This window comes from Citrobacter freundii complex sp. 2024EL-00216, assembly GCF_043945515.1.
GTDB classification, from domain to species: domain Bacteria; phylum Pseudomonadota; class Gammaproteobacteria; order Enterobacterales; family Enterobacteriaceae; genus Citrobacter; species Citrobacter portucalensis.
On the sequence record NZ_JBIMRA010000011.1, the window covers coordinates 137,517 to 152,466 of the forward strand.

12 protein-coding genes and 1 tRNA gene are annotated in these 14,950 nt (G+C 51.6%); 8 read left to right on the forward strand and 5 right to left on the reverse strand.

What is annotated here, in order from left to right; translation table 11 throughout:
• Positions 1 to 87: 87 nt before the first annotated feature.
• From ACHHZ7_RS15955 to pepA, 3 genes are all read right to left on the reverse strand, one after another.
• Positions 88 to 2,943 (reverse strand): valine--tRNA ligase, encoded by a 2,856-nt coding sequence (locus ACHHZ7_RS15955; RefSeq protein WP_008786064.1) that lies wholly within the window; start codon positions 2,941 to 2,943, stop codon positions 88 to 90.
• Positions 2,943 to 3,386, reverse strand: a complete 444-nt coding sequence (gene holC, locus ACHHZ7_RS15960) for a DNA polymerase III subunit chi (RefSeq protein ID WP_003830256.1) — start codon at positions 3,384 to 3,386, stop codon at positions 2,943 to 2,945. Before holC ends, ACHHZ7_RS15955 begins: the two co-directional genes overlap by 1 nt.
• Positions 3,387 to 3,503: 117 nt before the next feature.
• Positions 3,504 to 5,015, reverse strand: a complete 1,512-nt coding sequence (pepA, locus tag ACHHZ7_RS15965; RefSeq protein ID WP_003025870.1) for a leucyl aminopeptidase — start codon at positions 5,013 to 5,015, stop codon at positions 3,504 to 3,506.
• A gap of 153 nt (positions 5,016 to 5,168) precedes the next feature.
• On the opposite strand from pepA, the gene ACHHZ7_RS15970 reads away from it, so the two are divergent.
• The 3 genes from ACHHZ7_RS15970 (at position 5,169) to lptG (ending at position 7,464) form a co-directional block, all read left to right on the forward strand.
• Entirely contained in the window at positions 5,169 to 5,219 is a 51-nt protein-coding gene (locus tag ACHHZ7_RS15970; protein ID WP_212723231.1) for a hypothetical protein, read from the forward strand.
• 62 nt (positions 5,220 to 5,281) lie between these two features.
• Complete coding sequence (lptF, locus tag ACHHZ7_RS15975) at positions 5,282 to 6,382, forward strand: LPS export ABC transporter permease LptF (RefSeq protein ID WP_032942200.1); 1,101 nt, start codon at positions 5,282 to 5,284, stop codon at positions 6,380 to 6,382.
• Positions 6,382 to 7,464 carry an LPS export ABC transporter permease LptG gene (gene lptG, locus ACHHZ7_RS15980; RefSeq protein WP_008786067.1) on the forward strand — a complete coding sequence of 361 codons (1,083 nt, stop codon included), beginning with the start codon at positions 6,382 to 6,384 and terminating at the stop codon, positions 7,462 to 7,464. Before lptF ends, lptG begins: the two co-directional genes overlap by 1 nt.
• Before the next feature lie 65 nt (positions 7,465 to 7,529).
• Here the strand turns inward: lptG and ACHHZ7_RS15985 are convergent, their stop codons facing one another.
• Both ACHHZ7_RS15985 and ACHHZ7_RS15990 read right to left on the reverse strand, forming a co-directional pair.
• Positions 7,530 to 9,032, reverse strand: a complete 1,503-nt coding sequence (locus tag ACHHZ7_RS15985; protein ID WP_060683757.1) for a helicase HerA-like C-terminal domain-containing protein — start codon at positions 9,030 to 9,032, stop codon at positions 7,530 to 7,532.
• Positions 9,033 to 9,179: 147 nt separating this feature from the next.
• Positions 9,180 to 10,199, reverse strand: a complete 1,020-nt coding sequence (locus ACHHZ7_RS15990; RefSeq protein ID WP_060682818.1) for an NAD(P)-dependent alcohol dehydrogenase — start codon at positions 10,197 to 10,199, stop codon at positions 9,180 to 9,182.
• A 220-nt stretch (positions 10,200 to 10,419) separates the two neighbouring features.
• Between ACHHZ7_RS15990 and ACHHZ7_RS15995 the strand changes: the two genes are divergently transcribed.
• The 5 genes from ACHHZ7_RS15995 to ACHHZ7_RS16015 all read left to right on the forward strand — a co-directional run bounded on the left by ACHHZ7_RS15995 (position 10,420) and on the right by ACHHZ7_RS16015 (position 14,421).
• A tRNA-Leu gene (locus ACHHZ7_RS15995) sits at positions 10,420 to 10,504 on the forward strand.
• Between the two features lie 163 nt (positions 10,505 to 10,667).
• Positions 10,668 to 11,954: an integrase arm-type DNA-binding domain-containing protein gene (locus ACHHZ7_RS16000; protein ID WP_060682817.1), complete on the forward strand. Its 1,287-nt coding sequence runs from the start codon at positions 10,668 to 10,670 to the stop codon at positions 11,952 to 11,954.
• A gap of 116 nt (positions 11,955 to 12,070) precedes the next feature.
• A complete protein-coding gene (locus ACHHZ7_RS16005) occupies positions 12,071 to 12,748 on the forward strand; it encodes a DNA methyltransferase (protein WP_060682816.1) in 678 nt (225 codons plus the stop codon).
• A 9-nt stretch (positions 12,749 to 12,757) separates the two neighbouring features.
• On the forward strand, positions 12,758 to 13,141 hold the full coding sequence (locus ACHHZ7_RS16010) for a hypothetical protein (RefSeq protein ID WP_060682815.1): 384 nt from the start codon (positions 12,758 to 12,760) through the stop codon (positions 13,139 to 13,141).
• A 2-nt stretch (positions 13,142 to 13,143) separates the two neighbouring features.
• Positions 13,144 to 14,421, forward strand: a complete 1,278-nt coding sequence (locus ACHHZ7_RS16015; RefSeq protein ID WP_060682814.1) for a DUF6575 domain-containing protein — start codon at positions 13,144 to 13,146, stop codon at positions 14,419 to 14,421.
• The last annotated feature ends 529 nt before the right edge of the window (positions 14,422 to 14,950 follow it).

Genomic DNA, 14,950 nt, shown 5'->3' on the forward strand with positions numbered 1-14,950 from the left:
CTGTGGTGTCGGATGCGCTACGCTTATCCGACCTACGTTGACGGTGCCCGTTTGCCGGATAAGCGTAGCGCTATCCGGCATAGGCAATTACAGCGCGGCGATGACCGCCTGCTGTTCAATCAGCTTCGCTTTGGCTTCTGCGTAACCATCCAGCTTCTCACGCTCTTTGGCGATGACTGCTTCCGGTGCGCGGGCAACGAAACCTTCGTTGGAAAGTTTGCCTTCGATACGGGCAATCTCACCTTCGATTTTCGCCACTTCTTTCGCCAGACGCGCCAGCTCATCTTCTTTGTTGATGAGGCCAGCCATCGGGATCAGCAGCTCGGCGCCGTCGATGATTTTGGTCACGGAGACCGGGCCTTTGTCATCGGCTGGCAGCACGGTAATGCTTTCCAGACGTGCCAGGTTCAGCAGGAAGCTGCGGTTGTCGTTCACACGACGCATCGCATCAGCGCTGCAACCACGCAGCAGCAGCTCCAGCGGTTTGCCCGGGGCGATGTTCATTTCCGCACGGATGTTACGTACGGCGACGATTGCCTGCTTCAGCCATTCGGTATCGGCCAGCGCCGCTTCATCAACCTGCGCTGCGTTATATTCCGGGAACGGCTGCAGCATGATGGTATCTGCAGTGTTGCCACAAATCACTTTCACGCGCTGCCAGATGGTCTCGGTGATGAACGGAATGATTGGGTGCGCCAGGCGCAGCAGACCTTCCAGCACGGTAACCAGCGTATTGCGGGTGCCGCGCAGTTCAGATTCGGAACCACCGTTCATGACCGGCTTGGTCAGCTCCAGATACCAGTCGCAGAACTGGTTCCAGGTGAACTCGTACAGAATGCCCGCGGCGATATCGAAGCGGAAGTTATCCAGCGCTTCGCGGTACGCTTTGATGGTCTGGTTGAATTCAGCGAGGATCCAGCGGTCCGCCAGAGACAGGGTCATTTCGCCGCCGTTGAAGCCGCAATCCTGATCTTCGGTGTTCATCAGCACGAAGCGGCTGGCGTTCCACAGCTTGTTACAGAAGTTACGGTAACCTTCCAGACGCTTCATGTCCCAGTTGATATCGCGACCGGTAGAGGCCAGCGCTGCCAGGGTGAAACGCAGGGCGTCGGTGCCGTGCGGCTCGATGCCGTCCGGGAACTGCTTCTCGGTACGCTTGGCAATTTTCTCAGCCAGCTGCGGCTGCATCATGTTGCCGGTACGTTTCTCCAGCAGTTCTGCCAGAGAGATACCGTCGACCATATCCAGCGGGTCAATCACGTTGCCCTTGGATTTGGACATCTTCTGGCCTTCGTCGTCACGGATAAGACCGGTCATGTAGACGGTCTTGAACGGAACCTGCGGCTTGCCGTTTTCATCTTTGATGAAGTGCATGGTCATCATGATCATGCGGGCAATCCAGAAGAAGATAATGTCGAAGCCGGAAACCATCACGCTGGTTGGGTGGAACTGACGCAGCGCATCGGTGTTTTCCGGCCAGCCGAGAGTGGAGAACGTCCACAGCGCGGAGGAGAACCAGGTATCAAGAACGTCTTCGTCCTGACGCAGTGCAACGTCGGCGCCGAGGTTGTTTTCCTGACGCACTTCGTCTTCGGTGCGGCCAACGTAGACATTGCCGTCGTTGTCATACCATGCCGGGATACGGTGACCCCACCACAGCTGACGGGAAATACACCAGTCCTGAATATCGCGCATCCAGGAGAAGTACATGTTTTCGTACTGCTTCGGTACGAACTGGATGTCGCCATTCTCAACCGCTTCAACCGCCGGTTTTGCCAGCACGTCGGCACGGACGTACCACTGGTCGGTCAGCATCGGTTCGATAACCACGCCGCCACGGTCGCCGTAAGGTACGGTCAGGTCGTGCGGTTTAATTTCTTCCAGCAGGCCCAGGGCATCAACGGCGGCAACCACCGCTTTACGCGCAGCAAAACGTTCCAGCTTCTGGAACTCAGCCGGGATTTCATTGGAGTAAACGTCGGACTCTTCGCCTTTGGTGTCGTACACTTCCGCGGTTTCGCGGATGTCGCCGTCAAAGGTCAGAATGTTGATCATTGGCAGGCCATGACGTTTCCCGACTTCGTAGTCGTTAAAGTCGTGCGCCGGGGTGATCTTCACGCAGCCGGTGCCTTTTTCCATGTCGGCGTGTTCATCGCCGACGATCGGAATGCGACGGTTAACCAGCGGCAGGACAACGAATTTGCCGATCAGATCTTTGTAGCGCGGATCTTCCGGGTTAACGGCTACGCCGGTATCACCCAGTACGGTTTCCGGACGGGTGGTGGCGACGACCAGGTAATCTTTACCGTCTGCGGTTTTCGCGCCGTCAGCCAGCGGATAGCGGATGTGCCACATGGAGCCTTTAGACTCGCGGTTTTCCACTTCCAGATCAGAAATAGCGGTGCGCAGTTTCGGGTCCCAGTTGACCAGACGCTTGCCACGGTAGATCAGATCTTCTTTGTACAGGCGGACAAAGACTTCTTTCACGGCATTGGAAAGACCTTCGTCCATAGTGAAGCGCTCGCGCTCCCAGTCAACGGAGTTGCCGAGACGGCGCATCTGACGGGTAATGGTGCCGCCGGATTCCGCTTTCCACTGCCAAATTTTGTCGATAAACGCTTCGCGACCGTAGTCGTGACGGGTTTTACCTTCTTCAGCGGCAATCTTACGCTCAACCACCATCTGGGTAGCGATACCCGCGTGGTCGGTACCGGCCTGCCACAGGGTGTTTTTACCCTGCATGCGCTGGTAGCGAATCATGGTATCCATGATGGTTTGCTGGAAAGCATGACCCATATGCAAACTGCCGGTGACGTTCGGCGGCGGGATCATGATGCAGAAGGACTCTTTGCTTTCATCGCCGTTAGGTTTGAAATAGCCCTGCTTTTCCCAGTGCTCGTAAAGCGGCTGTTCGATATCTTGTGGGTTGTATGTCTTTTCCATTATTTCCAGGTTGCCGTATTCAGGTTAAAACCAGCCACGCGGTAAGCTTTGTAGCGATCGCGTGCCGATTGTTTCAAAGAATCTTCGTAAGGAACGAAGTCTATCACTTCTGTGAAAGCGGTGGCAAAATCTGCAAAGCCAACGCGCAAACTGATGAGCAGGTCGCGCGGGCTGCTATTGCGTTTCTCCGGCCAGGCAATCTCTACCGGCGCGCCGCCTCTGGGGCCTTCTCCCGCCAGATTATGCGGAACAAAACTTTCTGCCGGTCTCGCCCACAGAGCTTCATCCAGTCGAAGAGCCTGCTTTTCGTTTTCACAGGCGATCAGCACGCGCTTGCCAGCACGCCAACGTTCTGCGGCAATTTCACACACCAGTTGTTCAACGGCGCTTAAGCCATCGACGGTGTTGTCATTGTCCAGAATATAGAACGTTGCGTTTCTCATGATATGGGGCTTCTTGTTGTGGATTTAAATGCAAAGCCGGGTGGCGCTACGCTTACCCGGCCTACGGTTGAGTGACGTTGTAGGCCGGGTAAGCGTAGCGCCACCCGGCGTTTTACATCACTCTTCGCCGTTAAAACCGGCACGATTGAGCAGGAACTGCGACAGCAACGCGACCGGACGACCGGTTGCGCCTTTAGCTTTCCCTGAACGCCATGCAGTACCGGCGATATCCAGGTGCGCCCAGTTGTACTTACGGGTAAAGCGTGACAGGAAGCAGCCCGCGGTAATGGCACCGCCAGGACGTCCGCCGATGTTCGCCATATCCGCAAAGTTGGACTCTAACTGCTCCTGGTATTCATCACCCAGCGGCAAACGCCACGCGCGGTCACCAGCCTGCTCGGACGCACCGATCAGCTCATGCGCCAGCGGGTTGTGGTTCGACATCAGGCCGGTGATGTGATGGCCCAGCGCAATCACGCACGCGCCGGTCAGGGTTGCGACGTCAATCACCGCTTCTGGCTCAAAGCGCTCGACGTAGGTTAACACGTCGCACAGCACCAGACGGCCTTCGGCATCCGTATTGAGCACTTCGACGGTCTGTCCAGACATCGTGGTCAGCACGTCGCCTGGGCGATACGCGCGGCCACCCGGCATGTTTTCACAGCCCGCCAGCACGCCGACAACGTTGATGGGGAGCTGAAGCTCGGCCACCATGCGCATCACGCCGTATACCGCTGCCGCGCCGCACATGTCGTATTTCATCTCATCCATGCCTTCGGCAGGTTTGATGGAGATACCGCCGGAGTCAAAAGTTAACCCTTTACCGACCAGCACAATCGGACGCGCGTCTTCGGACGGATTGCCTTTGTACTCGATGACCGACATCAGCGACTCGTTCTGCGAGCCGTGACCGACGGCCAGATAAGAGTGCATGCCCAGCTCTTTCATCTGCTGCTCGCCGATTACACGGGTCACAACATTTTTGCTGTAGCTGTCTGCCAGCTGGCGCGCCTGAGAGGCCAGGTAGGCGGCGTTACAGATGTTCGGCGGCATGTTGCCAAGATCTTTTGCCGCTTTAATGCCGGCGGCGATCGCCAGACCGTGTTGGATCGCACGCTCACCGCTGGTCAGCTCGCGGCGGGTCGGCACATTGAAGACCATTTTACGCAGCGGGCGACGTGGCTCGCTTTTGTTGGTCTTCAGTTGATCAAAGCTGTACAGCGTTTCCTGTGCCGTCTCAACGGCCTGACGCACTTTCCAGTAGTTATTGCGCCCTTTGACGTGCAGCTCAGTCAGAAAGCAGACGGCTTCCATTGAGCCTGTATCATTCAGGGTATTGATGGTTTTCTGAATGACCTGCTTGTACTGGCGCTCATCAAGTTCGCGCTCTTTGCCACACCCAATAAGGAGAATTCGCTCAGACAGAACGTTAGGAACATGGTGCAGCAACAGGGTTTGACCCGGTTTGCCTTCCAGTTCGCCGCGACGCAGCAGTGCGCTGATGTACCCGTCGCTGATCTTGTCGAGCTGCTCTGCAATCGGAGAGAGGCGGCGTGGTTCAAAGACACCCACGACGATGCACGCACTCCGCTGTTTCTCCGGGCTACCGCTTTTTACACTGAACTCCATGCACTACGCTCCTGAATCTTAAAGACAACGGCGGTGGCTACGGATAGAATTGCAAGCTTTCGTAACTCATACCCGCTGTTGCGGTGACTTCGTGTTAATCTTAACGTTATTACGGCATTGGCACGTCAGAACAATTTCTGAGAGGTGGATCCGTTGAGTATAATGATCTTAGCGACGATTTCGACGACTCAAGAGAATAAATGACGTTTAAGCCATGAAACAAGCTAAATTCCGGCAAAAGACGGGTTTTTACGGGCGTATTTAAAGTGATAATCATAAGATATCTGGTTCGGGAAACGCTCAAAAGCCAACTTGCGATCCTATTCATCCTGCTTTTGATCTTCTTTTGTCAAAAGTTGGTCAGGATCCTTGGTGCGGCTGTTGACGGTGATATCCCGGCAAATCTGGTGCTCTCGCTGCTGGGGCTGGGCGTGCCAGAAATGGCGCAACTTATCTTGCCCTTAAGCCTGTTCCTCGGGCTGTTGATGACGCTGGGCAAACTGTATACCGAAAGCGAAATTACGGTCATGCACGCCTGCGGGCTGAGCAAGGCAGTGCTCGTGAAAGCGGCGATGGTGCTGGCGCTGTTTACCAGTATTATTGCGGCGGTCAACGTGATGTGGGCCGGGCCGTGGTCCTCCAGACATCAGGACGAAGTCCTGGCGGAGGCGAAAGCGAACCCCGGTATGGCGGCGCTTGCTCAGGGGCAATTCCAGCAGGCGACCAACGGCAGTTCGGTGCTGTTTATCGAAAGCGTTGACGGCAGCAACTTCAAAGACGTGTTCCTCGCGCAAATCCGCCCGAAAGGCAACGCTCGTCCTTCGGTCGTCGTAGCCGATTCCGGACATCTTACCCAGATGCGTGATGGCTCTCAGGTCGTGACGCTGAACCAGGGGACGCGCTTCGAAGGTACCGCGCTGCTGCGCGATTTCCGCATTACCGACTTCCAGGATTATCAGGCGATTATCGGTCATCAGGCCGTGGCACTGGATCCAAATGATACCGACCAGATGAACATGCGTACGCTGTGGACGACCGACACCGATCGTGCCCGCGCGGAGCTGACCTGGCGTATCACGTTAGTATTCACCGTATTTATGATGGCGCTGATGGTCGTACCGCTGAGCGTGGTGAACCCGCGTCAGGGGCGCGTGCTGTCGATGCTGCCAGCAATGCTGCTCTATTTGCTGTTCTTCCTGGTTCAGACGTCGCTGAAGTCGAACGGCGGTAAAGGTAAGCTGGATCCAGTGTTCTGGATGTGGACGGTTAACCTGGCGTATCTGGCGCTGGCGATTGTGCTTAACCTCTGGGATACGGTGCCGATGCGCCGCTTGCGTGCCCGTTTTATGCGTAAAGGAGCGGTATAATGCAGCCTTTTGGTGTACTTGACCGCTATATCGGTAAAACCATTTTCACCACCATCATGATGACGCTGTTCATGCTGGTGTCGCTCTCCGGGATCATCAAGTTCGTTGACCAGCTGAAAAAAGCCGGGCAGGGGAGCTACGATGCGATGGGCGCCGGGCTGTATACCCTGCTCAGTGCGCCGAAAGATATTCAGATCTTCTTCCCGATGGCGGCGCTGCTGGGGGCATTGCTGGGGCTGGGCATGCTGGCCCAGCGTAGTGAACTGGTGGTGATGCAGGCTTCCGGCTTTACCCGTATGCAGGTGGCGTTGTCGGTGATGAAAACCGCGATTCCGCTGGTGCTGCTGACGATGGCTATCGGCGAATGGGTCGCGCCACAAGGCGAACAGATGGCGCGTAACTACCGTGCGCAGCAGATGTACGGCGGCTCGCTGCTCTCTACCCAGCAGGGTTTGTGGGCGAAAGACGGTGACAGCTTTGTCTACATCGAGCGGGTGAAAGGCGATGCCGAGTTAGGCGGGATTAGCATCTACTCGTTTAACGACAAGCGCCGTCTGCAGTCTGTACGCTATGCCGCAAGCGCGACGTTTGACCCGGAGCAGAAGGTCTGGCGTTTGTCGCAGGTAGATGAATCCAACCTGACCGATCCGAAGCAAATCACCGGCTCGCAAACGGTGAGCGGCACCTGGAAAACCAACCTGACGCCCGACAAGCTCGGCGTTGTGGCGTTGGATCCTGATGCGCTCTCGATTAGCGGTCTGCATAACTACGTGAAGTACCTGAAGTCGAGCGGCCAGGATGCCGGACGCTACCAGCTCAATATGTGGAGCAAAGTCTTCCAGCCGCTGTCGGTGGCGGTCATGATGCTGATGGCGCTGTCGTTTATCTTTGGTCCGCTGCGTAGCGTCCCGATGGGTGTGCGCGTGGTGACAGGGATTAGCTTCGGCTTTGTGTTCTATGTGCTGGACCAAATCTTTGGCCCGCTGACGCTGGTGTACGGCATTCCGCCGATTATCGGTGCGCTGCTGCCAAGCGCCAGCTTCTTCCTGATAAGCTTGTGGCTAATGCTACGTAAGTCGTAATCACAGTAATCGTAGGCCTGATAGCGTTGCGCTTTTCAGGCCTACTCCGGACCCGTAACACGGGGCTAGCGTTTTCTCCCGCCCATCAAACTCCCCAACATGCCGCGGATTATCTGATTGGTAACCTGCCTCGCTGCGCTTTTCGCCACGCTCTGCACTACGCCATCGCGCTTACCGCCGCGGGGGCCGGTGCTGCCAAACAGAATATCCTTCAACCCACCGAGAATACCGCCATCCACATCGACAGCTTTACCGTTGGCGGGAGGTGTATTTTGCTGCTCGGTACTGGCCTGCACGCCTTGCTGTAAACGTTCATAGGCGGACTCGCGGTCGATCTCTTCTTCATATTTGCCGTACAACGAAGAGTGATTAATCAGCCCGTTACGCTCGTCGTCCGTCACCGGTCCCATCCGTGAGTATGGCGCAATCACCATTGCTCGTTCAACCACCGACGGGCTACCTTTGGCGTCCAGAAACGACACCAGCGCCTCACCGGTACCCAGCTCCTGAATGGCTTTTTCGGTATCAAATGCCGGGTTGGCGCGCATGGTTTGCGCCGCGCTTTTCACCGCTTTCTGGTCTTTCGGCGTGAACGCGCGCAGGGCATGTTGCACACGGTTTCCCAACTGACCAAGCACGTTGTCCGGAATATCCGACGGGTTTTGCGAGACGAACCACACGCCGACCCCTTTCGAGCGGATCAGGCGGATCACCTGTTCGATTTTATCCAGCAGCACCTGCGGAGCATCGTTGAACAGCAGGTGCGCTTCATCGAAGAAGAACACCAGTTTTGGTTTCTCCAGATCGCCCGCTTCCGGCAGCTGTTCGTACAGCTCGGAGAGCATCCACAGCAGGCTGGCGGCGTACAGTTTGGGCATCTGGTAGAGCTTCTCGGCGCTGAGGATATTAATCATCCCTTTGCCGCTGGCGTCGGTACGCATCCAGTCTTTGATGTCCAGCATCGGTTCGCCAAAGAAGTGTGCCGCTCCCTGCTGCTCCAGCGACAGTAGCCCGCGCTGGATCGCCCCGACCGAGGCGCTACTGATATTGCCGTACTGATTCTGGAAGGATTTAGCGTTATCGCCAATGTACTGGGTGATGGCCCGCAGGTCTTTGAAATCGAGCAGCAACAGACCCTGGTCATCGGCAATACGGAAGATAATATCCAGCACGCCGGACTGCACGTCGTTGAGGTTCAGCAGACGGGCCAGCAGCAACGGACCGAGGTCTGATACCGTGGCCCGCACGGGGTGACCTTTTTCGCCGAAGATATCCCACACGGTGACCGGATTAGCATGCGGTTGCCAGTCGGTAATGCCGATATTTTTCAGGCGGGCGAGCAGCTTTTCAGAGGCTTGTCCTTCCTCGGCCACGCCGGTTAAGTCACCTTTCACATCGGCCATAAATACCGGCACGCCAATCTCGGACAGCGATTCGGCCAGCTTCTGTAGCGTGACGGTTTTACCGGTCCCGGTCGCGCCGGTAATCAGCCCGTGACGGTTGGCCATGCCTGGCAGTAAAAACAGTTCGGTGTCCGGCGTGCGGGCAATTAGCAGGGGTGCGCTCATTGAGATTTCCTCCATTTATCCTGCCTGGAGTATAGGCAACCGTGACGCACTCTTCACCGCTAAATTACGGAGATTGTGAGGAGAATTTAACCTGTCTGGAATAGCGGGGAGAATAGCCGGGAAGCTTACGCCACCCGGCAAAGATGATCAGAAGTCTGCTTTAAGCACTACGCGGTAGCGGGCCTTACCGTCACGCACGTGCTGGATGGCTTCGTTAATTTGCGACATCGGGTACAGTTCGGTGGTGGGCGACACCTTGCTGCGCCCGGCAAATTTCATCAGCTTGCGCAGTTCGAACGGCGTACCGGTTGCCGAACCGGAGATACTGCGATCGCCGGCTATTAAGGTGAACGCCGGAACCGGCAGCGGCTTCAGCACCGCACCGACGGTATGGAAGTTACCGCCGTAGGCCAGCGCTTCAAAATAGGGCTGCCAGTCGAGATCGACGTTAACCGTGTTAATGATGAGATCGAACTGGCCCGCCAGCGCTTGTAGCGCATCCGGATCACGGCTGTTGACCACCTTATCCGCCCCCATTGCCAGCACTTCCTGCTCTTTCGCCGGATTGGAGCTGAACGCGGTCACTTCGCAGCCCATCGCGTGTAACAGCTTAATGGCGATATGCCCCAGGCCGCCGATGCCGATCACCCCGACGCGGCTGGTGGCGGTGATATGGTGCATCAGCAGCGGTTTGAACACCGTGATGCCGCCGCACAGTAATGGGCCAGCGGCCGCAAGATCGATGCTCTCCGGCAACGGAATCACCCACTGCCAGTCGGCCCGCAGCTTCTCGGCAAAGCCACCGCGATTAAGAATTGTGGGAACAGACCCTTCAAGGCAGTTGATCTGATTACCGCTGATACAGGCGTCGCAGTGCCCACAGCTGCGCGCCGTCCAGCCAACGCCGACGCGCTGACCAACCTTCAGACCTTTATCCTGCGCCGCGCTGCCGAGCGCCGCCACGCGACCAATCACCTCATGCCCGGCAACCAGCGGATACTGAGAGAATCCCCATTCGTTGTCGATCATCGACAAATCAGAATGGCAGATACCGCAGTAATCGACCTGGACTTCGACATCTTCCGGCTTAAGCTCGCCCGCATCATATTCATAGAGTTCGAGTTCGCTGCCCGCCGCTTTTGCAGCGTAGCTTTTTATCATCGACATCGTGTTTCCCTCAGTGTGGTGTTGAACTGGAAGTGTAGAGCATGGGGAAACGGGACGCTTCGCAGAAGGGGGGATTAAGGCGGGGGCAAACTGTGATGAGGGTTACAGCTAAGAAAGGTAATGCTGAAATTTTCAACACTTAGCGAGCCAGACACACGCTGGCGCTTGCATGGTGGCGCATGACAGGTATAATCCACAACGTTTTCCGCATCCCTTCCGTGCCGGAGTGGCGAAATCGGTAGACGCAGTTGATTCAAAATCAACCGTAGAAATACGTGCCGGTTCGAGTCCGGCCTTCGGCACCATTAGTACTTCCAAGACCATCCGAGAAAGTCCAATTATCCCTTTAAAATCAATGCTTGCAGCGATTTTTACGTCCTGAGTCGTCCGAGATAGTCCGTTGAAATCCGGATGTCATTGGGGGCATAATTGGGGGCATCTTAACTTCGATTAGAAATGTGCCCCCAAATGAAGCTCAACGCCAGACAGGTCGAGACCGCAAAGCCAAAAGACAAAAACTACAAAATGGCCGATGGCGGTGGTTTGTATCTCGAGGTTTCGGCCAAGGGTTCTAAATACTGGCGCATGAAATACCGACGCCCCTCTGACAAAAAAGAAGATCGCCTCGCGTTTGGTGTTTGGCCTACTGTGACGCTTGCTCAGGCACGAGCAAAGCGTGATGAAGCTAAAAAGCTGTTAGTGCAGGGCATTGACCCAAAAGCCGAACAGAAGGAAGCTCAGGCCGAGAATTCGGGTGCATATACTTTCGAAACCATTGCTCGTGAATGGCATGCCAGTAACAAGCGCTGGAGCGAAGACCATCGATCGCGCGTTCTTCGCTATCTTGAGCTTTATATCTTCCCTCATATCGGTTCGTCCGACATTCGCCAGCTCAAAACCAGCCACCTGTTAGCCCCGATTAAAAAAGTTGATGCCAGTGGTAAGCATGATGTTGCTCAGCGCCTGCAACAGCGTGTCACGGCCATAATGCGTTACGCCGTACAGAACGATTACATCGACTCAAATCCAGCCAGTGATATGGCCGGTGCGCTATCAACAACCAAAGCGCGACATTACCCCGCTTTACCCTCCAGCCGGTTCCCTGAGTTTCTTGCACGTCTTGCTGCATATCGTGGCCGCGTAATGACACGGATCGCGGTCGAGCTTTCCTTACTAACTTTTGTGCGTTCCAGTGAGTTACGTTTCGCGCGTTGGGATGAGTTCGACTTCGATAAATCTCTTTGGCGTATTCCTGCAAAACGAGAAGAAATTAAAGGCGTGCGCTACTCGTACCGTGGCATGAAGATGAAAGAGGAGCATATCGTTCCGCTTAGTCGGCAGGCGATGATTTTGTTAGAAAAGCTAAAGCAAATTAGTGGTGATAAAGAGCTGCTATTTCCGGGTGATCATGATGCAACTAAGGTTATGAGTGAAAACACTGTAAACAGCGCCTTGCGTGCGATGGGATATGATACGAAAACCGAAGTTTGTGGGCATGGATTTAGGACGATGGCACGTGGTGCAATGGGTGAGTCAGGGTTATGGAGTGATGACGCTATAGAACGACAATTAAGCCATTCAGAACGTAATAATGTGCGTGCGGCTTACATACATACTTCTGAGCATTTGGATGAGCGTAGGTTAATGGTGCAGTGGTGGGCGGATTACCTTCAGATGAACATGACAAAACCCATCACTCCTTATGATTATGCAAAGTTGTTTAACATGGAAAGTCTACTTCAGTCTTCATTTTGACATATATGGCATCGCACTTCGAAACTACATAGTAAGATTAAGATGGATTGAAAGAATTACTGTATGGATATACAATATTATTTATGTGAATAATTAGCCGACAGTGATACAAAAAAATGAATAATAAATATAATGTTTTTCAAATGGATGCTGTTGATTTCCTTAAGACTCTGAAAGATGGTTCATTAGACTTGGTCATTACTGACCCTGCTTATGAGTCACTTGAAAAACATCGGAAAGTCGGCACAACAACAAGATTAAAAAATAGTACGAAATCAAGTAATGAGTGGTTCGAAATCTTTCCTAATGAACGATTCGAAGAGTTATTTAGAGAAATCTATAGGGTCATGAAAAAAAATACACATTTTTATCTTTTTTGTGATCAAGAGACAGCCTTTTATGCTAAGCCGGTGGCTGAGAAGGTGGGGTTTAAGTTTTGGAAACCCTTGGTTTGGGATAAACAACGGATAGGGATGGGCTACCATTACCGTGCGAAGTATGAATTTATTCTATTCTTTGAGAAGGGAAAACGAAAACTTAACGACCTTTCTATTCCAGATGTCCTCTCTTGCCCAAGAATTTTGAAGGGATATCCTACAGAAAAACCCTCAAAGCTTATGGAAATATTGCTAAAACAAAGTAGTATTGCTGGTGAAATTGTCTGCGATCCATTTATGGGAGCCTGCCCGGTAGGTGTTGCTGCTCTAGAAAATGATAGATTCTTTCTGGGCAATGACCTTAGCAAAGAATCGCTTAGGATTGCGACTGAGAGGCTTAACTCTTTGATAAATTGAGGGATTGATATGGATTATTCTGAGTATCCTTGGCCGGCTGATTTTCCTGAGTATGTTCCTCCTGAAGATGCAGTCGATGCTACAGGAGATGCTTTCCGGATCGTGGCAAATGACCCGCCGACTGACAAGGACTTTGTTGGGCATAACCAGGAACCTCACATTAAAAAAACAGGCAAGCTTAGGCCTAGCGATTATGGTACATCCATGTTCAGGGACCTTGAGCAGGTGCAGTGTGCAAGAAATTTTCACGCCGCTTTACGGAAAAAAAAGATTGCAATTGGCAGGCTTGAACCTGTTCATGGTAAAGCGTCAAAACCAAATAAAAAATCTCATTTCGAAACTTGGTTAAGACTAAATACTCGAATTGAAAGTAATTTTAAGATAGTAGGTTAATTATGTATTACTTACCAATTACGAATGAACTTGGTGAGCTTTCTATAGAGAAAATCTATAGTTTTTATGATGTACCAAGGACATTTTTAGCTAAGAGTGCAAAAACTAAAGAGTTCTATTTAGTTTATTGGTTTGATGAGTCTGATAGTTTTGATTCATGGTATTATGCACCGATGAACAACTTAGAAATTTCTAATCTTGATTCTGGACTTATTCAAGTTAGAGATTTTTTCATTAATAAAAATATTATTATTATATCAACTCCGTATGATTTATCTGACTGCAAAGTAGATGTTCTTCCTTATCGGAGTATTGATTCAGAAACGCTCCCGCCAGCTGGCTATTTTGTAGCATTAGATGAGGATGGGGAGTTTTCTGTTGTCTATAATGACGAGAAAGAAATATTAAATAATGTCCACGAAATAAGAATTTATCGTGACCGAAGCGAGAAGAATATTGAGTGGGAGCCAATCCAAAAAATTGTTAATACTTGGAATTCTTTATATAATAAAGTAGCCAAAGTTATTTGTAATGATGACTTTTCACTTATACCCTATACTTCATCCATAGGTTCTTATAAATCAAAGTTTATCGCCGAGAATAATGACGTTTTCATAAGCAATTTCATTGAATTTCTTTCTGTTTTGAAATCATCTGAACTTGATTATGAGGCCATTAAAGGTCTTGGTGTTGATTTGGACGATTTTGAGGCTCTACTCTCCAGTTTAAGAACTTACAACTATAAATTAGAAGTCAGGTCAAATGCTGGTGCATCGTTATTCACTATAGATGCAAAAAAATTAGCATCTGAAAAAGAGAAAATTCAAGAACATAACCAAAGATACTTTTCGAGTGAACTTGTTCCCCAAGCTGATGATATTCATAGGGTTATTAAGTTGGTTGGTTCTGTCGGTAATAATGAGTTATTCAATGAAGAGTCTGAGGGTATTACTCCTCGACAAATAAATTATTATAAACACGCAGCAAGATTATTGGGGTTAGTTAAAACTAATGGTTTTGTTCTCCAACCTCTTGGCTGGAAAGTTTTTTATGCTCAAAACCCCAAGGAACAAATATCTTTGCTGGCAGAGGCATTCGAAAACTCAGATTGTGGCTGGGCTTGGATGAAATATTGTGGTGTGGAGAGAATTACCGAAATTGATGAGTCTACCGCTGCAGATTTTCTTATCGAAAAAGCTAATGGGTTAGCAGTAGACACAGCTAAACGGCGCTCAAAAACTTTATTTTCATGGGTTAAAGAGTTTAAATCGGCTTTATGATCTTATTTGGCTAAGATTCGATGGAGAACATTCCCCATCGAATCTGCCCATACCCTAATTTAATTCACCTTTAATTTTTATTAAATAAAACCATAGAATTAGAATTTCTTTTTTTCTCCACTGGGAAATACAGTTTAAGGTGAGCTTAGAATATCGATTGAATCGAATCAAGTTAGATAGATAGAGGTGTTTGTAAGCAACAAAATATAGCCATTACAAAAGGGTTGTAAAAGGTTGGTGTTAGATTTGGTATTTAGGACTCAGTTAATGAGTTAGGAATTGAATCCATTAAATGATCATCCGGGGCATTAGAAACCTCTTGTTTTCAGAATTTGAACATCTGCCATTTATCACATTGGATCTTCCATCTCAAAAACATTAATTACATCGCAATTTCTTAAAGTCGAGCCATCATGACGCTATGTGAGCGCAAAATAATTATTATCACTGTTAGCGCGCAATGCTCTCCCCGCCACGCCTGCCCGCTTAAGAGGTCGCTTTTAATGCAGATGCATGAACCGTCTCAGGC